General features: G+C 74.6%; 22 protein-coding genes. 5 read left to right on the top strand and 17 right to left on the bottom strand.

Translation table 11 applies throughout. From position 1 onward, the window contains the following. Positions 1–5 precede the first annotated feature (5 nt). The gene (locus ACH4T9_RS15960; RefSeq protein WP_396672667.1) at positions 6–1,265 is read right to left on the bottom strand and encodes a glycosyltransferase family 4 protein; all 1,260 of its coding nucleotides are present in this window, start codon (positions 1,263–1,265) and stop codon (positions 6–8) included. 162 nt (positions 1,266–1,427) lie between these two features. Between ACH4T9_RS15960 and ACH4T9_RS15955 the strand changes: the two genes are divergently transcribed. Then, positions 1,428–1,982, top strand: coding sequence for a low molecular weight phosphatase family protein (locus tag ACH4T9_RS15955; RefSeq protein WP_396672668.1), 555 nt, complete (start codon positions 1,428–1,430; stop codon positions 1,980–1,982). Here ACH4T9_RS15955 and ACH4T9_RS15950 read toward each other — a convergent pair. From ACH4T9_RS15950 to ACH4T9_RS15905, 10 genes are all read right to left on the bottom strand, one after another. Further along, positions 1,963–3,435, bottom strand: a complete 1,473-nt coding sequence (locus ACH4T9_RS15950; RefSeq protein WP_396672669.1) for a polysaccharide biosynthesis tyrosine autokinase — start codon at positions 3,433–3,435, stop codon at positions 1,963–1,965. The two genes, ACH4T9_RS15955 and ACH4T9_RS15950, sit on opposite strands and share 20 nt — an antisense overlap. Before the next feature lie 518 nt (positions 3,436–3,953). Beyond that, complete coding sequence (locus ACH4T9_RS15945) at positions 3,954–4,160, bottom strand: hypothetical protein (protein WP_396672670.1); 207 nt, start codon at positions 4,158–4,160, stop codon at positions 3,954–3,956. Positions 4,161–4,388: 228 nt separating this feature from the next. After that, positions 4,389–4,742, bottom strand: coding sequence for a DUF1622 domain-containing protein (locus ACH4T9_RS15940; protein ID WP_396672671.1), 354 nt, complete (start codon positions 4,740–4,742; stop codon positions 4,389–4,391). A 38-nt stretch (positions 4,743–4,780) separates the two neighbouring features. Then, positions 4,781–5,368, bottom strand: coding sequence for a TMEM165/GDT1 family protein (locus ACH4T9_RS15935; protein ID WP_396672672.1), 588 nt, complete (start codon positions 5,366–5,368; stop codon positions 4,781–4,783). 270 nt (positions 5,369–5,638) lie between these two features. Beyond that, positions 5,639–6,604 (bottom strand): L-histidine N(alpha)-methyltransferase, encoded by a 966-nt coding sequence (egtD, locus tag ACH4T9_RS15930; protein WP_396672673.1) that lies wholly within the window; start codon positions 6,602–6,604, stop codon positions 5,639–5,641. Next, a complete protein-coding gene (gene egtC, locus ACH4T9_RS15925; protein WP_396672674.1) occupies positions 6,604–7,410 on the bottom strand; it encodes an ergothioneine biosynthesis protein EgtC in 807 nt (268 codons plus the stop codon). Before egtC ends, egtD begins: the two co-directional genes overlap by 1 nt. A gap of 73 nt (positions 7,411–7,483) precedes the next feature. After that, the gene (gene egtB, locus ACH4T9_RS15920) at positions 7,484–8,815 is read right to left on the bottom strand and encodes an ergothioneine biosynthesis protein EgtB (RefSeq protein ID WP_396672675.1); all 1,332 of its coding nucleotides are present in this window, start codon (positions 8,813–8,815) and stop codon (positions 7,484–7,486) included. Further along, entirely contained in the window at positions 8,812–10,047 is a 1,236-nt protein-coding gene (egtA, locus tag ACH4T9_RS15915; RefSeq protein ID WP_396672676.1) for an ergothioneine biosynthesis glutamate--cysteine ligase EgtA, read from the bottom strand. Before egtA ends, egtB begins: the two co-directional genes overlap by 4 nt. A 189-nt stretch (positions 10,048–10,236) precedes the next feature. After that, positions 10,237–11,169, bottom strand: a complete 933-nt coding sequence (locus tag ACH4T9_RS15910; RefSeq protein ID WP_396672677.1) for a hypothetical protein — start codon at positions 11,167–11,169, stop codon at positions 10,237–10,239. Continuing rightward, on the bottom strand, positions 11,166–11,813 hold the full coding sequence (locus ACH4T9_RS15905) for an RNA polymerase sigma factor (RefSeq protein ID WP_396672678.1): 648 nt from the start codon (positions 11,811–11,813) through the stop codon (positions 11,166–11,168). The genes ACH4T9_RS15910 and ACH4T9_RS15905 overlap by 4 nt, the downstream gene beginning before the upstream one ends. A gap of 557 nt (positions 11,814–12,370) precedes the next feature. Here ACH4T9_RS15905 and ACH4T9_RS15900 point away from each other — a divergent pair. Both ACH4T9_RS15900 and ACH4T9_RS15895 read left to right on the top strand, forming a co-directional pair. Beyond that, positions 12,371–13,759 carry a protein kinase gene (locus ACH4T9_RS15900; protein ID WP_396672679.1) on the top strand — a complete coding sequence of 463 codons (1,389 nt, stop codon included), beginning with the start codon at positions 12,371–12,373 and terminating at the stop codon, positions 13,757–13,759. Between the two features lie 148 nt (positions 13,760–13,907). Beyond that, positions 13,908–15,170 (top strand): nucleotide sugar dehydrogenase, encoded by a 1,263-nt coding sequence (locus ACH4T9_RS15895; RefSeq protein ID WP_396672680.1) that lies wholly within the window; start codon positions 13,908–13,910, stop codon positions 15,168–15,170. A gap of 51 nt (positions 15,171–15,221) precedes the next feature. Here the strand turns inward: ACH4T9_RS15895 and ACH4T9_RS15890 are convergent, their stop codons facing one another. The 4 genes from ACH4T9_RS15890 to ACH4T9_RS15875 all read right to left on the bottom strand — a co-directional run bounded on the left by ACH4T9_RS15890 (position 15,222) and on the right by ACH4T9_RS15875 (position 20,542). Continuing rightward, a complete protein-coding gene (locus tag ACH4T9_RS15890) occupies positions 15,222–17,702 on the bottom strand; it encodes an ABC transporter permease (protein WP_396672681.1) in 2,481 nt (826 codons plus the stop codon). Beyond that, positions 17,699–18,484 (bottom strand): ABC transporter ATP-binding protein, encoded by a 786-nt coding sequence (locus ACH4T9_RS15885; protein ID WP_396672682.1) that lies wholly within the window; start codon positions 18,482–18,484, stop codon positions 17,699–17,701. The genes ACH4T9_RS15890 and ACH4T9_RS15885 overlap by 4 nt, the downstream gene beginning before the upstream one ends. A gap of 148 nt (positions 18,485–18,632) precedes the next feature. Further along, positions 18,633–19,298 (bottom strand): response regulator, encoded by a 666-nt coding sequence (locus ACH4T9_RS15880; protein WP_396672683.1) that lies wholly within the window; start codon positions 19,296–19,298, stop codon positions 18,633–18,635. Further along, positions 19,295–20,542, bottom strand: a complete 1,248-nt coding sequence (locus ACH4T9_RS15875; protein ID WP_396672684.1) for a sensor histidine kinase — start codon at positions 20,540–20,542, stop codon at positions 19,295–19,297. The genes ACH4T9_RS15880 and ACH4T9_RS15875 overlap by 4 nt, the downstream gene beginning before the upstream one ends. A 370-nt stretch (positions 20,543–20,912) precedes the next feature. Between ACH4T9_RS15875 and ACH4T9_RS15870 the strand changes: the two genes are divergently transcribed. Next, a complete protein-coding gene (locus ACH4T9_RS15870; protein WP_396672685.1) occupies positions 20,913–21,917 on the top strand; it encodes a hypothetical protein in 1,005 nt (334 codons plus the stop codon). Positions 21,918–22,053: 136 nt separating this feature from the next. On the opposite strand, the gene ACH4T9_RS15865 is transcribed toward ACH4T9_RS15870, so the two are convergent. Continuing rightward, positions 22,054–23,064: a linear amide C-N hydrolase gene (locus tag ACH4T9_RS15865; protein WP_396672686.1), complete on the bottom strand. Its 1,011-nt coding sequence runs from the start codon at positions 23,062–23,064 to the stop codon at positions 22,054–22,056. Positions 23,065–23,247: 183 nt separating this feature from the next. Here ACH4T9_RS15865 and ACH4T9_RS15860 point away from each other — a divergent pair, with 183 nt between their 5' ends. Further along, positions 23,248–24,474: an SLC13 family permease gene (locus ACH4T9_RS15860; RefSeq protein ID WP_396672687.1), complete on the top strand. Its 1,227-nt coding sequence runs from the start codon at positions 23,248–23,250 to the stop codon at positions 24,472–24,474. A 22-nt stretch (positions 24,475–24,496) separates the two neighbouring features. On the opposite strand, the gene ACH4T9_RS15855 is transcribed toward ACH4T9_RS15860, so the two are convergent. Beyond that, a complete protein-coding gene (locus ACH4T9_RS15855; RefSeq protein ID WP_396672688.1) occupies positions 24,497–24,721 on the bottom strand; it encodes a DUF1203 domain-containing protein in 225 nt (74 codons plus the stop codon). Positions 24,722–24,977: the final 256 nt, after the last annotated feature.

Raw genomic sequence — 24,977 nt, 5'->3', positions numbered from 1 at the left:
CTTTTTCAGACTTCGAGTCCCGTATGGGGGGTTGCTTCCGGCGAGTCCGAACCACGATGCCGCCCGGCCACCTCGTACAGCAGCTCCTCGACGCGGTCCACCCCGCCGCGCGTGGACATGTCGCGCAGGTACGCCTCCCGGCCGCGCCGCCCCATCTCCAGCCGCGCCGGCGTCGGGATGGCGGCGGCCAGCCAGAACCGGTCGGCCAGGGTGGCCCAGTCCTCCGGCGGGCAGGACAGCCCGGCCCGGGCCCGTTCCACGATCTCCACGGTGTCTCCCCCGGCGGAGGCCACCACGGGCGAGGCGGAGCTGAACGCCGCCTGGAGCTTGCCGGGGACGTTCCCGCGCAGCTCCGGCAGGTCGCGCAGCATCACCAACTGGTAGTCCGCGGCGGCGTACAGGTCGGACATCTCCAACGGCGACCGGCGCGCGACGAACCGGACGTTGCGGGCCCCTAGCTCCTCGGCGAGCCCCCGTACCCGCCCCTCCTCGGAGCCCGAGCCGACCAGGACCAGGTCCATCGTGCCGCGCAGCGGGGCGGCGGCGCGGACCGCCGTCTCCAGGCCCTGCCGGGCGCCGATGGTGCCGGCATACATCACCGCGCACCGGCCGTCGCCCCGGACCAGCCGGCGGGCCTCCCGGGTCGGCTCGGCAGGGCGGAACAGCCGCTCGTCGGTCCAGTTGAGCACCACCCGCACCCGGTCGGCGTCGGCCCCACCGGCGACCACCAGGTCACGCATGGCGGGGGCGGCGACCGCGACCAGGTCGGCGGACCGGTAGAGCCGACGGGTGGCCGCGGCGAGCCGGTTCGCCCAGGGGCGTGCCGCCTCCGCCGGCCCGGGTAGCTCCGGGTGCACGTCCTGGACGTGCAGCAGCGTCGGGACCGCGCCCAGCAGGCGCAGCAGCCCGGCGGCGGCGAAGGTCGTCGGCGGCAGCTGGTGGACGTACAGGGCGTCGACGCCGGCGAGCTGCCCCCGGCCGATCGTCCCGACGCTGGCGGCGAAGGACAGCCAGCTCGCCATCCTGGCGCGGACGGAGGCGTCCCCACCGGTCCACCGCGGCACCCGGCGCACGGTCAGCCGCTCGCTGCGGCTCTCGTAGCGCCACCGCTGCCGCCAGCCCGGATAGGCGTGGCCGCCCGGGTAGTCGGGAAAGCCGGTCAGCACGCGAACCTCGTGGCCGCGGGCGGCCAGCCCCTCGGCAAGGCTGCCGGGGATGAACGCCGGCTCCGGCGGGAAGTGGTACGCCAGGATGCCGATCCTCACCGGGCACCCCCACCCCGGAGGTCACCTTCCGGCGCGGCGTCGCCACCCTGGGTGGTTCCGGCTGCGTACGATGCCGGAAACGCGCTGCCCACGGGCGCCGCCTCGGCCGGTGCCGGCACAGCGCCGGGCCGACACGCGACCAGACCGCTGGGAGAGTCTCCGATGGCCGACCGGATCCTGTTCGTCTGCCACGCCAACATGTGCCGCTCGCCGATGGCCGAGTACCTGGCCGGCTGGCTGCTGGCGAAGCTGCCGGTCGAGGTGGCCAGCGCCGGCACGGCCGCCGTGGACGGCCGGCCGATGCATCCGTACGCGGCGCAGGTGGCCGCCGGGACCGGCCGGGATCCGGCGGCGTTCCGCAGCCGGGCGCTGACCGCCGGCCAGTTGACCGACGCCGCGCTGGTGCTGACCGCGACCCGTCGCCAGCGGGCGGCCTGCGTGTCGCTGGCCCCCGCCGCACTGCACCGCACCTTCACCCTGCGCCAGTTCGGTCGGCTCGCCGGGCTGTCCGACGCGCCGGACACCACGGACGCCGGGGCGCTGCGCGCGGCGGCGCGGGCGGCGACCCAGGCCCGGGGGCGGTTGCAGCCGACCACCACGGCCGAGGACGACCTCGTCGACCCGATCGGTGGCACGCCGATGGACTTCCGGCGCTGCGCGCAGGAGATCGAGCGGTCGTTGACACCGGTCGCGGCGCTCATCGAGGCAGCCGGGTGAGTTCCTGCGTCGGGTCGGCAGCCCGCTCCTGGCCGAAGAACCCGCTGCTGGGGTCTGCCGCCGGCTTGCCCACCCGCTCGGCCGGGGCGGCGACGGGCGCGGGAGGCACGTCGATCCGGTAGCTCTCGTACTGGTCGGTCTCGGCGCGGCCGAGCTTGGCCATGTTGAGCACGCAACCGAGCAGCCGGACGGAGACCGACTGGAGCGCCTGAGCGGCGGCGGCGATCTGGCCGCGGTCGGTGCGCCCGTACCGGCTGACCACCAGCGCCCCGTCGGCCTGGACGGCCACGACGACGCCGTCGGTGACGGTCCGCAGCGGGGCGGTGTCGATGACGACGATGTCCGCCGATTCCCGCAGCACCAGCAGCAGGTCCGCCATCGCCTTGGAGCCGAGCAGCTCGCTGGGGTTGGGCGGGACCGAGCCGGCGGGCAGCACCAGCAGGGACTTGTCGCCCCACCGCTGCACCACGTCCCCCACGCTGACGTCGCCCAGCAGCACGTCGGTCAGCCCGACGCTCGCCTCCAGGTTCAGGTACTCGGCCACCTTCGGCCGGCGCAGGTCGGCGTCGACCAGCGCGACCCGCCAGCCGGCCTCGGCGAGCGCGATGGCCAGGTTGCAGGAGAGGGTGGTCTTGCCCTCCCCCTGCAACGCGCTGGTGACGGCGATGACGCGGGCCGGTTCGTGGACGTCGACGAAGCGCAGGTTCGTCCGCAGCTTGCGGACCGCCTCGGCGCGCGGCGAGCTGGCCGCGTCCCCGACGATCAGCGGCGCGTTGCGCGCGGTGGGGTCGAACGGGATCTCACCGAGCAGCGGGCTGCCGGTGGCGCGTTGGAGGCCGACCGCGTCCCGCAGCCGGTTGTCGAACCGGGTCCGGAGCACGGCCAGTCCGATGCCGACGAGCAGGCCGGCGAGCCCGCCGACGGAGAGGTTGAGCGGCGGCTTGGGCGACACCGGTACGGAGCTGACCCGGGGTCCGCTGATCACCTCCACCTTGATCGGGGCGGTCCGCCCCTCGGGGGGTGTCTCCACCGCCTTGACCAGCTCGACGAACTGGGCGGAGACCGCCTCGGTCAGCCGCAGCGCCCGCGTCGCGTCGGTGTCGGTGACGGTGCCGCGCAACAGGACGGTGTCGGGGACGGTGCTGGCGCCGATCCTGGCCTGCACCTCCTCCGCCGTGAGCCCGAGCGGGTTCTTCGCCACGACGCTCTGCGCCAGCCGGTCGCTCTTCAGCAGGTCGGCGTACGACTTGACGCGCTGCTGCATGAAGATGCCGCCCTGGTACGCCTCGCTGACCCCCTGGTTGGGAACGGTGACGAAGTAGGTCACCGAGGCGACGTACCGGGGCTTCGTCTGGACCGTGACCAGAGCGGCCACGCCGAGACTCACCATGACGGCGAGCAGGACCAGCCACCAGCTGCGTCGGACGGCCCGGAGGTAATCACGAACGTCCATCAGCCGGGAAGCCCCCGTCCGGTCCGTGCGGTCGACTTGTCAAGCACAGGAACTCCTCAGCAGTCACGGGGCGGTCACCGGCTCCGACACCCCCACCCAGCGCATTCGGCTCCACCGACTGTAGAGGATGTAAGCGGTCAAATGCCGCAAACGGCCCATTCAGCGAGGCATAGCCATTAATGGGACCGCTCGCATCGCCGAATTCGTTCGGAACAACTGCCCCGGGACCCGGGAAGTGACGTAGGACGCGGCGGACAGGTGTCGCTCGGCGGCCCGCCGGGGCAGGGCAGCGGACAGGTGTCGCTCGGCGGCCCGCCGGGGCAGGGCAGCGGACAGGTGTCGCTCGGCGGCCCGCCGGGGCAGGGCAGCGGACAACGGCGGTCCGGGAGCCAGCCCGGCGGACGGCCAGCCCGAGGCAGCCCGGGGCGGGGCCGGCGACCCTCGCGACGTGGCGGGCCCCGCCTCCCGGGTGCGGCGGCGGTGGGGCCGGCCCACTGCCGTTGCCCCCACCGGTGGACTCAGCGGCGGCGCTCGACCGGCTCGTCCTCCTCGGACTGCTCGGTCTCCTCGCCGATCGCCTCGTTGAACGGCTCGGTGAGGTCATCGCCCGGGACGGCCACCTCCTCGGCGAGGTCCTGCTCGTCGGGCCGCCCACCGGGTTGCGGCTGGGGCGCGGTGGCCCCGCCGGCGAAACCGTACTCGTTGGGCTCGTCGTGCCGGCTCATACCGTCATCCTCCCGATTTCTCCGGTTTGTCTCCTGGGGCCCACGGTAGGCCGTGATCTTCCTCGGCGCAGCGCGCTACGGATTGTCGACACGACACCGGCTCGACCCGGCACTCGTCAGCGGGCCGGGAGCCCGGCGGGTGCCTCGAATCGAACCGGGAGACGCGGTGACCGGGCCGCCGGGTGGCCGGCGAGCAGGATCGCGGGCGACGACGTGGCGGCGGCGTGGTCATCGATCCGGGGTGACCTGTCGCTGCTCCTGGGCGATCTCACGACGCAGGAAGAAGTTCAGCGCGGTCCGGATGGTGGCAATGGCCGCGAGCTGGCCTATCTGGTCGAAGGTCGGCGACACGGCGGTGCGCAGGATGTCGGCGGCGAGCTGGAACTCCAGCCCGAGTACGAGGAACCGGCCCAGGGAGAGCCGGATGGGGGTGAAGACGGCGGCGCTGCGGTGGCGCAGTCCCTCGACCACGAACCGCAGCGCCGCCCAGGCCGCGCCGACGAAGATCACCAGCGCGCCCGTGACCTCCACCAGGGCGACCAACACCTGGTCGCCCTGCCGCAGGAATTCCTCCCACCTCACCCCGGGCCGTTACCCGCCCCGGCAGGCGGTAGTCGGGATCACTTGAGCTCGGCGACGGCCTCGAAGATGAGCCAGAGACCGCAGATGGCGAAGAGCACCGCCGCGCCGTACCGGATGGCACGCTCCGGCAGGTGCCGGCCGAGCATCCGGCCGACGAGGATCGCCAGCGCGTCCGCGGCCACCATGCCGATCGTCGAGCCCAGCCAGGTGCCGAACCAGCCGTACTTGGTGGCCAGGGTGATGGTGGCCAGCATCGTCTTGTCACCCAGCTCGGCGAGGAAGAACGCGACGCCGACGGCGAAGACGGCGGACTTGCCGCCCCGCTCGGCCTTGCGCTTCTCCTCCTCGGTGAGCTTGTCGCCGCGCAGCGTCCACGCGCCGAAGCCGAGGAACGCGACGCCGGCGATGAGGGAGATCCACCCGGTGGGCAGGGCGGCGCCCAGCCCGTAACCGATGGCCACCGAGGCCAGGTGGACGAGGGCGGTGGCGATCGTGATGCCGATCAGCACCGGGACCGTCTTGAACCGCGTGGCGAACGTCAGCGCCATGAGCTGGGACTTGTCGCCCAGCTCGGCGACGAAGATGACGCCGAAACTGACGACCAGCGCGACGAGGAAACCTTCCATGACACCCTTCCCGATGGTGCCGGGCCGGGGTGTGGGGCGCCCTCGACCCGGCTGTTGTGCACAGCCTGGGTCGAAGGTCTCGCCCGCCCCACCTGAGGTGGGGCCGCGTGGCCGGATGCGGAACGCACCAGTGTGTCGACCACGACATTGGGGGCTACTCCCCTTCGCCCCGGCAGCCTAGCCGATCGACGCGGCCGGGGCCGACGCGGGTGGACGGCGGCACCCGCGTCGGGCCGGCTGCGTCACCCGCGTCGGGCCCGTCAGAGCGGCTCAGTCGGCGTGGGCCAGGGTCACGCCGAACAGGCCGTCGGCGTCGGTCCAGAACTCGCGGACGGTGAAGCCGGCGGTGGCCAGCTCCGCCGCGATCCCCTCCGGGCGGAACTTCGCCGACACCTCGGTGCGCAGCTCCTCCCCCGCCGCGAACGCCACGTCCAGGTCGAGCGCCCGGACCCGCTGCGGACGCTCGGCGCGCAGCCGCATCTCGATCCACTCCCGCTGCGGGTCCCAGAGCGCGATGTGGGTGAACGCCTCCGGATCGAAGTCGGCGCCCAGTTCCCGGTTGACCACCCGCAGCACGTTGCGGTTGAACTCGGCGGTCACCCCGGCCGCGTCGTCGTACGCGGGGACGATGACCGCCGGGTCCTTGACCAGGTCGGTGCCGAGGAGCAGCCAGTCGCCGGGCTCCAGGGCCGCGCGCATGGCGGCGAGGAAGCCGGCCCGCTCGGCGGGGAGCAGGTTGCCGATGGTCCCGCCGAGGAAGATCACCAGTCGGCGTCCGCCGGCGGGCAGCCGATCGAGGTGCCTGGTGAAGTCCCCGACGATGCCGCGTACCCGCAGCCTGGGGTAGTCGGCGGCGATCTGCTCGGTGGACTGCCGCAGGGCGCTGACCGACACGTCCAACGGCACGAAGGTGCCCAGCCCGCCACGGCGGGTGAAGGCGTCCAGCAGCAGCCGGGTCTTCTCCGACGAGCCGGAGCCCAGCTCGATCAGCGTCTTCGCCCCGGTCAGCTCGGCGATCTCGCCCGCCCGTTCGGCCAGCACGGACCGCTCGGCCCGGGTCGGGTAGTACTCCGGCAGGCGGGTGATCTCCTCGAACAGCTCGCTGCCCCGGGCGTCGTAGAACCACTTGGGCGGCAGCCACTTCGGTGCCGAGGTCAGCCCAATCCGCACGTCCTCCCGCAGCCCGCGCCCGAGGTCCTGCTCCTCCAGGTAGATCTCCAGCGGTTCGACGCTCATCAGGTGTCCCCCTCCGTCACTCGTGTCGTGTCCCCACCTGCCGGCCGGTCGACGGGTCCGCCCCCGGGCAGGGTGTCGACCCGGGCCCCGGCGGTCGTGGCCACCACCAGCCGCCCGTCCGGCACCGCCTGCCAGCCGGGCTCGTCGTCGTGCGGTTCCGAGGCCAGCAGCACCGCGCCCGGGGTCCGCCGCAGCGACAGCGCGTGGCCGGCGACGCTGGCCACGACGGTCCGCCCGTCGGTGAGCAGCAGGTTGAGCCGGGACCCGGGCGCCGCCGCCGCGACCCGCGTCACCGTGTCGGCGACCGCCCGCGCCGGGTCGTCCCCGGCGCGCAGCCGGTGCCGTACCAGGGCCCAGAGCAGCGCCGCGTCGGTCGGCGCGTCGAGGGTGAGCAGGTCGCGTACGGGCAGCCGGCCGGCGAGCCCGGTCACCGCGTCCGGCCAGCCGCGGACCACCCCGTTGTGGCTGAACAGCCACGGACCCTCCGCGAACGGGGCGACGGCGGTGTCGAGCACCGGCATGCCGACGGTGGCCGACCGGACGGCGGCCAGCACCGCGCCGCTGGTGGTGGCCGCGGCCAGCTCCGGCAGCGTCACGTCGCCCCAGATCGGCGTGCCCCGCCGGTAACGCAGCGGCTCGCCGCCGCCGGGCGGGTACCAGCCGACGCCGAAGCCGTCGGCGTTGATCGTCCCGCCGCCGCGCATGTCCCGGGGTGCCCAGGACTGCCGCACCAGGGAGTGCGGCGGGTCGTACAGCAGGGCCCGCAGGCTCACCGGCGGCCCGACGTACGCCAGGTGCCGGCACATCAGGCGGCACCGCCGGTCGGGCCCGCGGCCCCGCCGGACGTCCGCCGGGGCGCGGTCGCCACCGGGTGCGGCGTCACCGGGGTGCTTCCTCCGGCCGGGCGTCGCGGGCGCAGCGGAAGCCGCTGAAGATCTGCCGCCGGATCGGGTAGTCCCAGTTGCGGAACGTCCCCCGGCAGGCGGCCCGGTCGGTGCCGAACGAACCGCCGCGCAGCACCCGGTGGTCCTCGCCGAAGAACACCTCCGAGTACTCCCGGTAGGGGAAAGCGGTGAAGCCGGGGTGCCCCCGGAAGGTGCTGGCGGTCCACTCCCAGACGTCGCCGACGAGCTGGTGCACCCCCAGCGGCGACGCGCCGGCCGGGTACGCGCCCACCGGCGCCGGCCACAGGTGCCGCTGCCCGAGGTTGGCGTGCTCGGCGGTCGGGTCCTCGTCGCCCCACGGGTAGCGGCGGGACCGGCCGGTGGCCGGGTCCCAGCGGGCGGCCTTCTCCCACTCGGCCTCGGTGGGCAGCCGCCTGCCGGCCCACGCGGCGTACGCCTGCGCCTCGTGCCAGCAGACGTGCGCCACCGGCTCGTCGGCCCGCACCGGGGACCACCGGCCGAACCGCCGGTACGCCCACCCTCCGCCGTCGCGCCGCCAGTGCATCGGCGCGGTCAGCCCGGCCTCGGTGCGGTGCCGCCAGCCGGCCTCGCTCCACCAGCGCGGGTCGTCGTAGCCGCCGTCGGCCATGAACTCGGCGTACCGGCCGTTGCTGACCGGGGCGGCGTCGATGACGTACGCGGGCAGGTGGACGGTGTGCGCGGGGCGCTCGTTGTCCAGCGCCCACGGGTCGGTGGAGGTGCCCATGGTGAACCCGCCGGCCGGGACGAAGACCTCGTCGGCGACCCGGGCGCGCGGCTCCGGCGGGGGCGGGGCGTGCAGTGCCGGCGGGCCGGTGCGGAGCTGGTGGGTGGCGAGCATGGTCTCGTCGTGCTGCTGCTCGTGCTGGACGATCATGCCGAAGGCGAACCCGTCGGCGACCAGCGGACGGTCGGTGAACGGCACCCGGTCGAGCAGGTCGTGCACCTTGTCCCGGACGGTGGCGAGGTAGGCGCGGGCCTCGGCGGGCGGCAACAGCGGCAGCGCCGGGCGGTCCCTGCGGGGCTGCTTGAACGCGTCGTACAGGTCGTCGATGTCCCGCCGGACGGGCTCGCGCCCGCCGACGTCCCGGACCAGCCAGAGTTCCTCCTGGTTGCCGACGTGGGCGAGGTCCCACACCAGCGGGGACATGATCGGCGAGTGCTGGCGCATCAGGTCGGCGTCGTCGACGGCCTCGGTGAGCAGGGCCGTCCGCGTCCGGGCGCGCTCCAGCTCGGCGGCGATCCGGTCGCGCAGCCGCTCCGTGCCGAGTTCGTGGATGGTCGTCACCGCGTTCCCCTCTCCGTGGCGGTCAGTCGCCCCCGTAGTGCGTCGGCGGTCTCGTCGCGCAGCGGGGCCGGCAGGTCGAGCCGGGGCAGGGCCGCCAGCGCCAGGTCGAGCAGACCGGCGGCGGCGCGCGCCAGCGGGGGGTCGGCCAGCCCGTGCCGGGCCGCGACGTCCCACCGGTCGGCCACTGCGGCGGCGACGCTCGCGGCGCGGGCCACCGTCCCGGGGTCGGCGAAGAGCGCGGCCAGCACGGCCAGCGGGAGCCGCCAGTCCGGCCCCGGCTGGGCGTCCAGGTAGCGGATCTCCAGGTACCCACGGGGCCGGACCACCGGGAACAGGGTGCTCAGGTGGTAGTCCAGGTCGTCCGTGGTGGGCGGGCGGGGCAGCGCGCCGGCGAGCCAGTCGCCGAAGGTCACCCCCGCCGGCGGGGTCCAGTCCGCGGCGTCGTCGCGCAGGCACAGCAGCGGCGCGGCCAGCGCGTACGCCGTCCAGGCCGCCACCGGGTCGGCGTCGGGCCGGGCCGGCGACCAGACCGGCCGGGTGCGGGCGGGGTCGATGGCCAGCCAGGCCGCCATCCGGGCGGACGCCCAGCCGGTGCGCCGCCCGGCGTGCCGCCCGGCCGTGGCGAACGCGGCGAGCAGCGGCGGGCCGACCGCGTGCGCCGCCGCCCAGCGGGCCGCCACCTGCTCCGGTTCGCCCGCGTCGAGGCAGACCTGGAGACCGGCGGTGCTGTACATCATGGTCCGGCCGGCCGTCCCGCCTCGGTCGAACACGCAGCGCATGGCGCGGTAGCGCAGGGTGTCGACGACCGGGCGCGGTGTCCGGAACGGGTCGATGCCGGTGCGGCCGAGGGCGAGGCCGGCGGCCCGGAGCAGGCCGGTGACCTGGGCGATGTCGGCGTCGGTGGCCTTGATCAGCGCGGCGACCGAGGGTCGCGGCGGGGTGGATATCTCGAGCTGGCCGCCGGGCTCGACGGTCACGGCGCTGCCGTGCCGGAGCGGTGCGGCTGGGCTGGAGTCGTCGATGGTGACGGGGGCGTGTCGCCCCAGCGCCGCCAGCAGCCGTTCCCGGTCGACGGGGAGGGCGGGGTCGGCGGCGTCGTGCACGGTCCATTCCAGTTCGACGCCGGTGTGGGTGGGTGGGCCGGTCTTGAAGCAGATCCGGGCGATGTGCCGGGCGGCGTCGGCCGCCTCCAGCAAGCGGGTGTTCCGGTCCAGCTCCGGCGATGTCACCACGAGACGATTCCTTCCCGCGCTGGTTGACTGACGACCACACCGCTGACGGCCGTTTCCTGACCGTGACCGGTCCGGGCGTCCGCGGTGCACCCATCCTCTGTCTAGCAGACGAAATCCGCTCGTCTTGCCGTAACAGATGTTTCGTTGCCGGTCGTCCGGGTCGGGGCGCGAGGGGGCCGTCGGCCCAGGTCAGGACGGGAGCTTCGCCGCGTCCGGGATCTCGCCGCCGGTCGCCGCCGCCGCGTTCCGGTCCGGCCGGCCGGGGTGGGAGGGGCGCACGGTGGGGACCCGCCCGGAATCCGCCCCGCCCAGCAGGTCCTGGCAGAAGCTCTCCACCTCGGCGGCCCCGCCGGCGGCGGTGACCAGGGGCGCGAAGCCGGGCTTCTCCAGCGCCCGTTCCCGCTGGGCCGCCGACTTGGCCAGGTACGCCCGGCACAGCCCCGGCAGTTGGGCACCGGCACCCGAGTGGCCCGGGTCGGGGCTGCGGGTGTCGGTGTCGGTGCCCGGCGTCCCGGGCCGGGCCGGGCCGGACGGGCGGGCGCCGGACGGCGTGGCGGTCGGGGCCGGGATGGGGGACGGGGACCTGCCAGGGCCGGATCCGGTGGGGCGGGGCGCGGTGGGGCCGGCGGCATCCGGGTCTGCGGGGCTGGCCGACGCGGCGGACGGCGCCGACGGGGGCGCCGGTTCCTCCGCCCGGTCCAGGGTGGCCGCCGCGACGGCGACGCCAGCGGTGGCGGTGGCGGCCAGCGCGCCGATCCAGGCGACCACACCGACGGTGAGTCGGCGGGGCGTCCGCGCCGGGCCCGACGCCGGGGCCACCCGGGCGGCCCGGAAGGCCGCCAGCGCCCTCTCCTCCCCGGCCAGTTCGCCGGGGAGGGTCGGTCCGGCCGCGGCGGCGAGCAGTTGGGCCAGCGGATCTCCGGCGGGACGGCCGGGGCCGGCGGCGTCCTCCCGGTCGGCGGCCCGGTCCCGTCGGGCAGCGGCGGTGTCCTCGTCCTGCGCGGCCCGGCCCGGGCGGGGTGCCGCGGCGTCCCGGGCGGCGCGGGCCGCGTCGAGGAGCCGGTCGGACTCGGACCGGCCGGCGGGGTGCCGCCCGGGGCGGTCTGGTTGACGGAAGCTCATCGGTGTCCCCTCACGTCACCGTCCGCCGGCTCGACGCGCGGCGCGTCCGGGGCCGACCGATCCGTCCGGGGAAGGGGCGGGATGACGGACGGCATCGCGGTCGGGAGCGGATCGTGACGTTGCACGAGTGCGGCTAGCCGGCGCAGGCCGCGATGGGCGGCCGTGCGCACCGCGCCGGCCCGGCAGCCCAGCACCCGGGCGGCGGTCTCGGCGTCCAGGCCGACGACCGCACGCAGCAGCACCGCCTCGGCCTCCCGAGGCGGCAGGGTGGCGATCAGCGCCAGCGCGGCCTCGGTGCCGAGCGTCTCGCCGGCCCGCTCGGCCGTGTCGGCGTCACCGGCCAGGTCGCTGAGCGTCTGCACCGGCACCGGCATCGAGGGCCGCCGGCGCTGGCGGCGCAGATGGTCCATGGCCCGGTTCCGGGCGATGGTGACGGTCCAGGCACGAAACTCCCCGCCGGTGAAGGCCGGCAGGTCGCGGGAGATCTGCAACCACGTCTCGGAGGCGACGTCCTCCGCCTCGGCCCCGACCAGTGCGGTCAGGTAGCGCAGCAGGCCGGGCTGGAGGCTGCGGTAGAGGAACCGGAAGGCGTCCTCGTCACCGGCCCGCGCCGCGACGACCGCCTCGTTCAGCTCACCGGCCATGGCTCCGCCGTCCCCGCCGCCCGGCCTCCGAAGACCGGCGTACGCCGACCGCGTCGCACGCGACGCCGGCCCGGCCCGGCGGCCGGACCTCATCCCGCACCATCAGCCCCCCGCTGACCAGATCACGCCCGACGCCGGTACGGCGCGGACGGCACGTCCGGGCGCAGCACGCGGCACGTCCGCCGACGGGTGTGTCGTGCCAACGCCGCCGGGCGGGCCCGAGCCGGGCTAACGCTAGGAGTGGAGGGGCAGGTGGACAAGCCACCGACTGCCGGAAAAAGAGTGAGAATTATCAACCCGCCTGCCCGGCGTGTCGATGTAACACGTCGGGGTCAGCCGACGCCTGAGCCCGCCCGCGAGCGGCACGGAGCCCCGGTTGATGCAGGCCACGACCCGCTTGACCAACACACCCGCCCACCACTGTGACCGACTGTCGCGAAAAGGTCACAGAATATCCGACCCGGGAATCCCCTCGCTGCCCCGTCGCCACGAAGGCCCCGTCCGATTGGGCCAGATCACGAGAAGTGCTCCGCGCCGGCTCTGGGTACGGTAGTGCCGTGTTGTCTTCGGGAGTCGTGCTCAGCGGTCGGTACCGCCTGGACGACCGTGTCGCCACCGGCGGCATGGGTGACGTCTGGCGGGCCACGGACCAGATCCTCGGCCGCCAGGTCGCGGTAAAGGTCCTGCTTCCGGCACTGGTCTCCGACCCCGACTTCATCGCCCGGTTCCGGACCGAGGCGCGGATCATGGCCGCCCTGCGACACCCGGGCATCGTGCAGGTCTACGACTGCGGCGAGGACGACCTGCCCGACGGCGGGCGGGCCGACTACCTGGTCATGGAGTTCGTCGAGGGCCAGCCGTTGTCCCGACGGATCGAGGCGGCCGGGCAGCTCGACGTCGCCGAGACCATGTCGATCGTCGCCCAGGCGGCGCAGGCGCTGCACGCGGCGCACCTCGGCGGCATCGTGCACCGCGACGTCAAGCCGAGCAACCTGCTGGTGCAGGAGGACGGCACCGTCGTGCTGGTCGACTTCGGGGTGGCCCGGTCGACCAATGTCACGAGCATCACCAGCGCCGACGCGGTGCCGGGCACCGCGCTCTACATGGCCCCCGAACAGGCAGCCGGCCGGCCGGTCTCCGGTGCCACCGACATCTACGCCCTCGGCGCCGTGGCGTACTGCTGCCTGACCGGCGGGCCGCCCTTCACGGGGGACAACCCGTTGCAGGTCGCCGTCCGACACCTGGACGACGAGCCGCCGGAGCTGCCGCAGGAGATCCCGGCGTCGGTGCGGCAGCTGGTGGATCGGGCCCTGGCGAAGGATCCGGCAGAGCGGTTCGCCACCGGCGCGGCGATGGCCGAGGCGGCGCGGGCCACCGTCGCGGACGGCTCGGCGCCGACCAGCACCGTGCCGGTCCCGCTGCGCGGAGCCGCCGGCGGCGGTGCCGCCGCGGGCGCCAGCGGTACCACCCGCGACGACCTGCCGCCGGTGCGGCGGCCCACCTCCTCCACCCGGCGCGGCGGGCGGCGCGGCACCCTGCTCGGCGCGCTCGTGGCGGTGCTGGTGGCGGTGGCCGGGCTCACCGCGGCCCTGGGCGCGACGCGGGGCGACGACGCCCCCGCGACGAAGTACCAGCCGACCGTCCCGGCTGCCGTCCCGACGCAGCGCGACGACTCGGCCGCCACCGAGGGAGCCGCGGTCGACGAGGGTCCGACCGGCCGGCCGGGCCGCCGCCCCTCGGCCCCGGCCAGCCCGACGGCGACCCCGAAGCCGAGCGGGTCGGCCACGCCGAAGCCGTCCAGCACGCCGACGGCGAGCGCGCCGGTCGACCCGCCGACCACGACGAGCGCGCCGGTCGACCCGCCGCCCACCACGGCGAGCACCCCGGTCGACCCGCCGCCCACCACGGCGAGCACCCCGGCCGACCCGCCCGCCCTGAACGGCTGACCCCACGCGCCGACCGACCCCGGCCGGATGACCGATCGGGCCGGGGTAACGGCTTCCCACCGGCTCCGTCATCCCCAAACCGGACTTTAAACGCAGATACTCCCTTACGCTGACGAGGATGCATGTTCCGTCGTCTGCGGGAGCACGGGTGAGCGCTGAGAAGTTGGTCGTCATCGGCCAGGGATACGTCGGCCTGCCGCTGGCCGTGCGGGCGGTCGAGGCGGGAATGGACGTCGTCGGCCTCGACGTCGACGCCGACCGGGTCAAGCGGCTCGCCTCCGGCGAGTCCTTCGTCGAGGACATCCCGACCGACCGGCTCGGCCGCGCGCTGGGCAGCGGCCGGTACCGGCCGAGCACGGAGTACACCGAGGCCGAGGGCTTCGACGTCTGCGTGATCACCGTGCCCACCCCGCTGCGCGACGGCGTCCCCGACCTGAGCTTCGTCGAGCAGGCCGGAGTGGGCATCGGCCCGTACGTTCGGCCGGGCTGCGTGGTGGTCCTGGAGTCGACCACCTACCCGGGCACCACCGAGGAACTCCTCCGACCGCTGCTGGAGTCGGCCAGCGGGCTGACCAGCCCCGGCGACTTCCACCTCGGCTACAGCCCCGAGCGGATCGACCCCGGCAACCCCACCTGGAAACTGGAGAACACCCCGAAGGTGGTCTCCGGGGTGGACGCCGAGTCCCGCGACCGGGTCGACGCGTTCTACCGCCGGCTGGTCGAGCGGACCGTGCCGGTGGACTCCACCCGGGTCGCCGAGCTGACCAAACTGATCGAGAACACCTTCCGCCAGGTCAACATCGCGCTGATCAACGAGCTGACGATGCTCAGCCACCACCTCGACATCGACGTCTGGCAGGCGATCGAGGCGGCCGAGACCAAGCCGTTCGGGTTCATGCCGTTCCGCCCCGGGCCGGGCGTCGGCGGGCACTGTCTGCCGATCGACCCGTGCTACCTGTCCTGGCAGGTCAAGCGGCGGCTGGGGCGTCAGTTCCGGTTCATCGAGCTGGCCAACGACGTCAACCACGAGATGCCCGACCACGTCGCCCAGCGGATCATGGGCGGGCTGAACCGGGCCGGCCGCGCGGTCAACGGAGCGCGGCTGCTGCTGCTCGGGCTGGCGTACAAGCCGAACACCGGGGACATGCGGGACTCCCCCGCCGTCGACGTGGCCCGCCGCCTGCAGGCCCTCGGCGCGGACGTGCGCGCCGTCGAGCCGTACGCCGAGCCGCACCACGTGCCCGCCGGGGTGACCGTGGTCGGGCTGACCGAGCACGAGGTCCGGCAGGCCGACGCGGTGGTCGTGGTGACCGACCACGACTGCCTCGACTACGACCTGGTGGTGCGGCACGCCCGGTACGTCTTCGACACCCGCAACCGGTGCCACGGCCCGGCCGTCGAGCGGCTCTGAACACAAGGACTCGTCGCGGGGTCCCCGCCCACGGGCGGGGACCCCGCGACGTCACTCGGTGCCGAGGGACTCCACGACCGGGCGGGCCAGGGCCCGGCGAGCCGGGAGGACGGACGCGGCGAGCGCGGCGAGCACCGCCACCGCGAGGATCAGCCCGAGCTGCCCCCACGGCATGACCAGCGTGAAGTCGCCGCCCAGGCGGGCGACCACGGCCATCGCCCCGGCGCTGACCCCGATGCCGAGGCCCACCCCGAGCACCGTGCCGACCAGCGCCATCAGCACCGCCTCCACGGCGAGCATGGCGCGCATCCGGCCCCGGGTCAGCCCGACCGCGCGCAGCACCGCGTTCTCCCGGGTCCGCTCCACCACCGACAGGCTCAGCGTGTTGGCGACCCCGACCAGCGCGATCACCACCGCCAGGCCGAGCAACGCGGTGACGAACGCCAGTAGCATGTCGACCGTGCCGGTGAGCGTCTTCTTGTACGCCGCCTGGTCCATCAGGTTCACCGTCGGGTAACGGGTCACCACCGACTCGACGGCCTCCCGGGCCCGCTCGGCGGGCACCCCGGCGGCCGGGTCGACCTCGACGAGGTAGCCGCGCTCGGCCGGGAAGAGGCGGGTGAAGTCGGCGTCGACCACGTCGACCACGTGCCCGGCCGGGACCGGGCTGCCGGCCAGCAACGGGCCGTCGGCGACGACGACGGCGGCGACCTCGAACGGCCGCCCGGCGAGGGTGACGGTGTCGCCGACCGCCCAGCCCTTCGCCCGGGCCAGCTCCCGGTGCACCAGCACCCGGCCCGGCCCGAGCCGGCCCGCGTCGCCGGCGTCCACGGCGGTCAGGGTGCGCCCGACCAGCGCCGGGTGGGCGGTTCGCAGCTCGACCCCGCCGCTGACCCGGCTGCGCTGCTCGTGCACCACGCCCAGTTCGGCGCGGGCGGCCAGCTCGTCCGCGAGGCCCGGTGGCAGGCCCCCGTCGATGCCGGCGACCAGGAAGTCCACCCCGATCTGCTGGTCCACGGCCCGCTCGATGCCGGTCTTGACGCTGCGCGCCCCGACCACGAAAGCGGACACCAGTCCGATGCCGATGACCAGGGCGGTGGCGGTGGCGGCGATCCGGCGCGGGTTGCGCACCGCGTTCGCCACGGCCAGCCCGGCGGTCGCCCCGAACAGCCGGCGTGCCGGCCAGCCGAGCACCCGCACCAGCGCCGGCACCAGCACCGGGCCGAACAGCACGATGCCGAAGAAGGTGAGCACCCCACCCGCCGCGACCAGCGGCACCTGGCCGCCGGCCCCCGCCGCCACCAGCGCGGCCACCCCCGAGCCGAAGACCAGCGCGCCGGCCGCCAGCCGGACCCGGCCGGCCCGGCGGGTGGGCTGCACCGCCGCGTCGGTGAGCGCGGCCACCGGCGCGATCCGGGTGCCCCGCCAGGCCGGCACGGCGGCGGCCCCGACGGTGAGGGCGGTGCCCAGCAGCAGGCAGGTCAGCACGGTCGACGCGGTGACGGCGAGCCCGCCGGAGACGGGCACGTCGAACGCGGACAGCAGCGCGTTCATCCCGACGGCCAGGCCGGTCCCGGCGGCCACCCCGAGCGCGGAGGCGGCCAGCCCGGTCACCGCCGCCTCCAGCAGCGTCGCCCGGAACACCTGCCCCCGGGTCGCGCCGACCAGCCGCAGCAGGGCGGTGCGCCGGGTGCGCTGGGCGAGCACGATGGCGAAGGTGTTGGCGATGACGAACCCCGCCACCACCACGGCGACCCCGGCGAAGGTGAGCAGGAACAGGTTGAACTGCTTCAGGTCGCGTACGGCGTCCTCGACGGCGGCGTCGAGGATCTCCTGCCGGTCCTTCACGCTCACGCCGGCACCGGTCACCGCCGCCAGCCGGTCGGCCAGCTCCGCCGCCGGCACGCCGGGCGCGGCGGCCACCATGATCCGCCCGTAGCCTTTCTCCGCGGCGACGGCGAGGGCGTCGGGCCCGGCCAGGCCGATGAACGGCCCGCCGACGTCCCGGGAGGTGCCGGCCACGTCGACCGTGCCGACCAGGGTGTACGGGCGGGCCGCTCCCCCGCTGCCGCCCACGTTCACCGGCGACCCGAGGGTGAATCCCTCCTCGGCCACCGTCGGCGCGTCGAGGACCAGCTCACCGGGGCGCTGCGGGAGCCGCCCGGCCACCACGTCGTACGACTGGAGGGCCGGGTCGGTGGGGATCGCGGCGAGGACGGCGAAGCCGAGCACGGGCCGGCCGTCGGAGCCGACCACCCCGGCGGTGCCGGTCAGTTCCCCGTCGGCGGCGCGCACCCCGTCGACCGCGCGTACCTTTTCGACCAGGGCGGGCGGGATCGGAGCCTGCTCGGCGTACACGGCGAGGTCGGTGTGCCGGTCGAAGGTGCCGGCCCGGTCGTACGCGCCCTGCCTCATCCCGTCGGTGAAGATCAGGGTGCCGGCGACGAAGGCGACGCCGAGCACCACGGCCAGCGAGGAGAGCAACAGCCGCAGCGCGTCGGCGCGCATCATGCGCAGGGTCAGCCGGGTCATCGAGGGCCCCCCGCCGCGCCGGCCGGTGCCGGGTCCAGGCGGGCGAGGGCGTCGAGGACCGCCTCGGCGGTCGGCGCGGTCAGCTCGCGGACCAGCCGGCCGTCGGCGAGGAACACCACCCGGTCGGCGTGGCTCGCGGCGACCGGGTCGTGGGTCACCATCACCACGGTCTGGCCGAGGGTGTCGACGGCCTCGCGGAGCAGCCGCAGCACCTCCGCGCCGGAGCGGGAGTCGAGGTTGCCGGTCGGCTCGTCGGCAAAGATCACCCACGGCTTGGTGATCAGGGCACGGGCGACGGCGACCCGCTGCTGCTGGCCGCCGGAGAGCTCGGCGGGCCGGTGCCGCAGCCGGTCGGTCAGCCCGACGGCGGCGACCACCTGGCGCAGCCAGCCCGGGTCGGGCCGGCGGCCGGCGATGGCCAGCGGGAGCACGATGTTCTCCTCGGCCGTCAGCGCGGGCAGCAGGTTGAACTTCTGGAAGACGAAGCCGACCCGGTCCCGGCGCAGCAGGGTCAGCCGCTTGTCGTCGAGCCGTCCGGTGTCGGCGTCGCCGATGCGCACCGTGCCGGCGCTGGGCCGGTCGAGGCCGGCAAGGCAGTGCATCAGGGTGGACTTGCCGGAGCCGGACGGGCCCATGATGGCCGTGAACCGGCCGGCGGCGAAGTCGACGTCGACGCCGTCGAGGGCGACGACCCGCGCCTGACCGACGCCGTACTCCTTGCGCAGGCCCCGGGCGGTGACCGCGACGCCGGCGGCGGCGAACGCGGGAGGTGGTACGGACACGTGGTGCTCCCCGTGAAGACGGCGGCTGGGACGTCTCCGACGCTATGGGCGACACCGGCCGACCCGCGTCCACCCGCGCGCTCGACCTCGGTGCGCCCAGGGGTGCGCCGCCCGGTACGGCGGCGTACGACCTGAGTCGTACCCGCCGTCAGCCCCCGGGGGTGACCAGGCCGCTCTCGTACGCCAGCACCACTGCCTGGACCCGGTCGCGGAGCTGGAGCTTGGCCAGGATCCGCCCGACGTGGGTCTTCACGGTCGCCTCGGCGACGTGCACCCGGGCGGCGATCTCGGCGTTGGACAGGCCCTGCGCCACCAGCAGCAGGATCTCCCGCTCCCGCTCGGTGAGCTGGGTCAGCCGGGGGTCCCCGGTGGGGCCGGGGCCGAGCTGGCCGGCGAACCGTTCCAGCAGCCGGCGGGTGATCGGCGGGGCGACCACCGAGTCGCCCTCGGCCACCACCCGGATCGCGGCCAGCAACTCCTCCGGGGGGACGCTCTTCAGCAGGAACCCGCTCGCCCCGGCCTGGAGCGCGGCGAACGCGTCGGACTCGGTGTCGAAGGTCGTCAGGACCAGCACCCGGGGGGTGCCCCCGGGCCGGCCCGCGCAGATCCGCCGGGTCGCCTCCACCCCGTCCATGGTCGGCATCCGGATGTCCATCACCACCACGTCGGCCTCGATCCGGTCGAGCACCCGCAGCGCGTCCGCGCCGTCGATCGCCTCACCGACCACGGTCAGGTCCGACTGGGAGTCCAGCACCATCCGGAATCCCGCCCGCACCAGCGCCTGGTCGTCCACGATCACCACGCGGATCGTCATGCCGCCACCTCCGTCCCGGTGCTCGACGGTAGCGGCAGCCGTACCTCGACCTGCCACCCCCCGGTCAGCCTGGGACCGGCGGTGAGGCTGCCGTCGTACACCGTCACCCGTTCGCGCATGCCGACCAGGCCGTGACCGCCGGAGGGCGCGGGCCGGACCACCGGCCGACCGCGACCGTCGTCGGCGGCCCGGACCACGACGGCGCCGGGCGGGTGGTCCATCCCCAACGCGACCGTCGCGCCGACCCCGGCGTGCTTGAGGGCGTTGGTCAGCGCCTCCTGCACCACCCGGTACACGGTCAGCTCCAGGCCGGGCGGCAGCGCCGGGGGCTCGCCGGTGACCGTCCAGTCGATGCGCAGCCCGGCGGCGCGGAACCGGTCCAGCAGGTCGGGCAGCCCCACCAGCGCCGGTCGCCGGTGCACCGGTTCCGCCGACAGGCCCGGGGGCCCCGGACCGTCCGTCCCGGCCGCCGCGGCGGGCCCGGCCGCTTGGTCGGGCGCGCTCGGCTCCCGCAGTACGCCCACCAGGCGGCGCATCTCCTCCAGCGCCTGCCGGCCGGTGTCGGCGACCACCTTCACCGCCTCCCGGGCGGTCTCCGGGTCCCGGTCGAACATGTATCGCGCCCCGTCGGCCTGCACGATCATCACGGCCATGCTGTGCGCCACCACGTCGTGCAGCTCCCGGGCGATCCGGGTGCGCTCCTCGGCCACCGCCGCCCGCGACTCGGCCTCCCGCTCGCGCTCCAGGGTGGTGGCCCGCTCCTCCAGGCTGAGCACGTAGAGCCGCCGGGTACGCACGTTGAGGCCCATCAGCCAGACCGCGCCGGTGACCAGGGCGAACCAGATCGCCGTGGCCCACCAGACGACCGTGCCCTGCATCTGGAACGCGCCCAGCACCACCCCGACGGCGGCGACGATGCCGGCGACGATGCCGTCGCGCAGCCGCTCGGCGTACTTCACGACGCTGTACAGGGCGATCAGCACGGCGATGTCGAAGGCCAGCGGTCCCCAGCCGGCGACCACCTGAACCAGGGCGAGCACGGCGATGGCCGCCGTCACCGCCGACGGGTGGGTTCGCCGGAACAGCAACGTCACGGCCATCGCCGCGCCGACGCCGGTGGCCCACCACCCGCCGGGCTGGTTGACCGCGCCGGCGAGGCCGAACAGCACCACGAAGCCGGAGACCGCCACGTCGAAGGCCACGCTGCGCAGCGGCCGGCCGAACAGGATCCGCTTCACGGTCACCCAGCGTACGGGCCGGCGTGTGGTCCGGGCGTGGCCGGCCGGCTCCGGGCGGTGGGGCGTACCCGGCTCCCGGTGGGCCCGTCGGGTGGGACGCGAACGGGCAGGCGTACAGGAGCGTCGCGGGCCGCCGTTGATACACAATCGCGCGTGACTATTTGATTCATGTTCCGCCGTATCCGGGAATTACCGCCTCCCCGGCAAATGCGGACACCCTTTGAGCAATCGACATTCTTAAGTGTTTCATTGTTTGTGGCCGCTGCCTTACAGTAATCGAGCCGGGTGGCCGGGAACCTCAAAATCACTCGGACCTCCACCGCCCCATCGAAAGGGAATCAGCATGACAATCGCACGCACACGTCCACGTCCGCGCGTGGCACGGCTGCTGTTCGGTGCCGTACTGACCGCCATCATGGCGTTCTCCGTGGGCGGTACCGCTGCGGCCGCCGTCGACTCGGGCAGCGGCATGGCCGCCAACGCCCGCACCGACGTCTACATCAAGGACATCGCGAGCGACACCGGCTTCGAGCCGCACGGCGCCATCTATTCGTCGTTCTTCAACAGCCCGAACATCAAGATCTGCCCCACCGCGGTGGAGTGCGCCTCGTCCACGAATCCGGTCGTCGGCTCGACGAGTTACATTTTCGTGAAGCTGAACAACCACGGCCCCTACGGTTCCGGAATCAGCAGCGGAACGCTGAAGGCGTACTACACCACCTCCGGCGGCGCCGCGAACTGGCCGCTAAACTGGACGCAGATCGGCGCGAAGCCGCTGGTGGTCGCCGCCTCCGGGGTAACCACGACGTCGATCGCGTGGAACAACGTGCCCTCCATCGGGCACTTCTGCCTCCTGCTGCGTTGGGAGTCGCCGACCGACCCGATGCTGTTCGAGGGCCCGGCGACGTCCATCAACACGCAGTACAACAACAACATCGCCTGGAAGAACGCCAACACCGTCCCGGCGGCCACCCCCGGCTCGATCTCGGTCCGGCCGTACGCCCTGGCGAACGCCCTGGACGTGCCGGCCAAGTTCGACCTCGCGTTCCGGCCGCTGGGCGAGGCGGTGCCGGGTGCCAAGATCGTCGCCGACCTCGGCCCCGAGATGTTCCAGCGCTGGCGGGCCGCGGGTGCGCAGGGTGAGGGTATCCGGGTCGTCGGCAACACCTCGATCCAGATCGTCGACCCGGCCAAGGCACAGATCAAGGACCTGCTGATCAACCCGAACGAGCGGCCCGTGCTGTCGCTCAGCTTCTCGGTGGACCAGGTCCTGCAGAAGCCGTACGTGCTCCAGGTCGTCCAGGTCGGCCCGGCCAAGGAGATCGGCGAGAAGTTCGACGTGGGCGGGGTGGACTACACCTTCGATCCCAAGGAGCGCTGACGAGGGGGCGGTGGGCCGGGGGCCGGGGATCGCATCCCACGGCGCCCGGCCCACCGGCGTGCCGCCGCCCACCCCACGCCGGCCACTACGCGCCGGGACGGGGCCTGGAGGGAAACGGCCAGCCGTCCTTCAGGATCTACGGGAGGGTGACCGGGAGGCGGTACTGACGGTCCGTGCCCGTGGTGGTGCGGAGGTGGATCTCCCCGGTGCGCAGGCCGTACGTGACCGACCAGCGGGTGTGGCCCTGCCGGACGTCGTTGAGCAGTTCCAGCGCCGCCCGGTCGTCGACCACCCCGCCGGCCTTCGCCAGCGCTGCGGCGAGCACGCCGTAGCGGTGGTCGGTGCGCCGCTTGTCCTCGGGTACGCCGACAACGGGCACGTTGGTCAGCGCCTGCCAGCTCCCCCGCCCCTTCTCGACCCGCAGCGCCCCGTCGACGAACTCGACCACGGCCGACGCCCCCGTGGCGTCGGCGAGCAGGTAGTGCAGCGGCGGCCCGCCCTCGAAGTCGAGGTTGTGCCGGCCGAACACGGCGACGGCCTCGTCCACGGTGGCTGCCTGGTCGAGTACCAGCCGCAGGATGCGCACCGAGCCGACCGTGGGCTTGCCCGCCTCGGGGCGGGCGGTCGCGGCGTCGTCGGCGGCCAGCCCGACGGCGAGCCCGCGCTCGTTCATCCCGTCGAAGGGCAGCAGGGGCGCGTCGAGCAGCCGGCGGTCCCCCGTGGGGTCGGCGCCGACGCCGAGGTAGGACATGTCGACCAGGGAGACCGTGGCGTACCCGTCGGGCGGGTCGGTGCGCAGCACCAGAGCCGGGTTGGCCTCCCAGTCGAAGTTGCGGGCGAACAGCGGCCGGCTCCGGTCGCCCCACGCGGCGAAGAGCGAGCAGCCGAACGGGCTGGGCGGCGCGGCGTCGGTGCCGACGGTGGGGTCGTAGTCGCCGACGAAGGTCATCTCCCACATCGGCAGGTCGTCGACCTTGCGCAGGCTGGCCAGGGTCTGTTCGGCCTCGGCCGCGCTCTGCCGCGAGGCGGTGGGCGTGCCGGTCGCCGGGCCGGCGGGCGTCGACCCGGCGGCGGTGGGCTCGGGTCCGGAGCAGGCGGTCACGGCGAGCAGCAGGGCCAGGCCGGCGCCGAGGAGGGTCCTACGCATAGTTCCTGAACGCTAAGTCAGCCATCGACCGTTGTCCACCATGGCTGGCGGTCCGGGGAGCCGGCGGCGGGAACGCCGCCGCCGGCCGTCAGGTCCGTCCGATCCTGGCGGCACCGAGTGCCTGGTCACAGGGGCACGGCGAGCCGCCGGGGCGGCCCGGCCGCTGTGCGAGGATCAGCCGCCGTGATCACTGACGGCGGCGAGCCACCCGCACCGGCCGGTCGGACCCGGCTGCGTCGGTTGCACCCGCTCGACGGGGTGGCGCTGGGGCTGGCCCTGCTCGGGGCTGCCTGCGCGCTGACCGGGCTGCTGCCGCGCGCCGAGACGGCGGCCACCCTGGCACGCGTCCTGCCGCTGCTGCTGTTCCTCGGCACGGTGGTGGTGCTGGCCGAGCTGACGGCGGCGGCCGGGGTGTTCGACGTGCTGGCCACCCGGCTGGCCATCGTCGCCCGGGGCAGCTATCCCGCGCTGTTCGTGCTCTGCGTCGGCCTCGCCTCCGTCACCACGATCGCGCTGAACCTGGACACCACGGCCGTCCTGCTCACCCCGGTGATGCTGGCGCTCGCGCGCCGGCTGGGCATGCCGCCGCTGCCGCTGGCGATGACCACGGTGTGGCTGGCCAACACCGCGAGCCTGCTGCTGCCGGTGTCCAACCTGACCAACCTGCTCGCCGCCGACCGGGTCGGCCTCGACCCGCTGCCGTACGCGGCCCGGATGGCGCTGCCGCAGCTCGCCGCGATCGGGGTCACCATGGCACTGCTCTGGGCCGGGTACTGGCGGCGGGGGCGGCGAGGGGCGGCCCGGTTCGTCGCGCCCGAGCGGCCCGCGCCGGTGGACCGGGTGCTCTACCGGACCGCGCTCGCCGGCTGCCTGCTCCTCGTCGCCGGGATCCTCGCCGGGGTGGAGATCGGGATCGCCTCGGCGGTGGCCGCCGGGCTGGTGCTGGCCGGGTTCGCCGTCCGGTCCCGGGCCACGCTGCGGCCGGCGCTGGTGCCGTGGCGGCTGCTGCTCTTCGTCACCGGGCTGTTCCTGGTGGTGCAGACCCTCGGCCGGCACGGGCTGGACGACCTCGTCGGCGTGCTGCTCGGCCCGGACGGGGGGACGCTCGGGGCGCTGCGGGCCGGCGGGACGGGCGCGCTGCTGGCCAACATGGTGAACAACCTGCCCGCGTACGTGGCGGGCGAGGCGGTGCTCCCCCCGGGTGACGTCACCCGGCTGTTGGCCCTGCTCGTCGGCACGAACGTGGGGCCGCTGGTCGCGCCGTGGGCGTCGCTGGCCACCCTGCTCTGGTACGAGCGGTGCCGGGCCGCCGGGCTGGCGGTGCCGCTGGGCCAGTTCGTGGCCGCCGGCGCCGTGCTCACGGTGACCGCCACGCTCGCCGCCGTCGGCGCGCTGCTGCTCACCGGCTGACCCCGGGCGGCGGTGGCGGGCGTCAGCCGAGCCGGTCCACCGTGAACATGAAGCACCCGTATGCCACGTTGCGGCTGTGCAGCCGTTGCACCGCCGGGTCGGCCAGCAGTTCGACGATCAGCGGTTCACCGCCGACGGCGGTCGAGCGGTGCGGCGGCAGGCCGGAGGCGTCCCGGTCGGTGGCGCGGACGGCGGCGGGGACCTCGGGCGGCAGCGCCCGGACCCGGAAGGCGGGGGTCGTCGTCATGGTGTCAGCCTGCACCCCCCCGCCGGGCGGGACGCTGGCGGAAATCAGTCGTCGCGCTCGCGTGGCAGACGGTGCCGGCAGGGTGTTTTCCCGCCTGTTGTGAACATCTGGTGTCGGGACGTTGATGGTGGTAACTTTCTCGACACTTGCAAGACCTTGCAGAAAGATTCGGCCTTGCTTGACGTTATGCGTCATGCCACTGTCCGGATCGGACAGCCCACCCCCGAACCGAGGGCTGTCCCGCAGGGGTCCGTCC

It is taken from the genome of Micromonospora sp. NPDC020750, assembly GCF_044334565.1.
Lineage (GTDB): Bacteria > Actinomycetota > Actinomycetes > Mycobacteriales > Micromonosporaceae > Micromonospora.
Note: the sequence above shows the minus strand (reverse complement) of the source record. Positions and strands in the feature narration are given on the sequence as shown.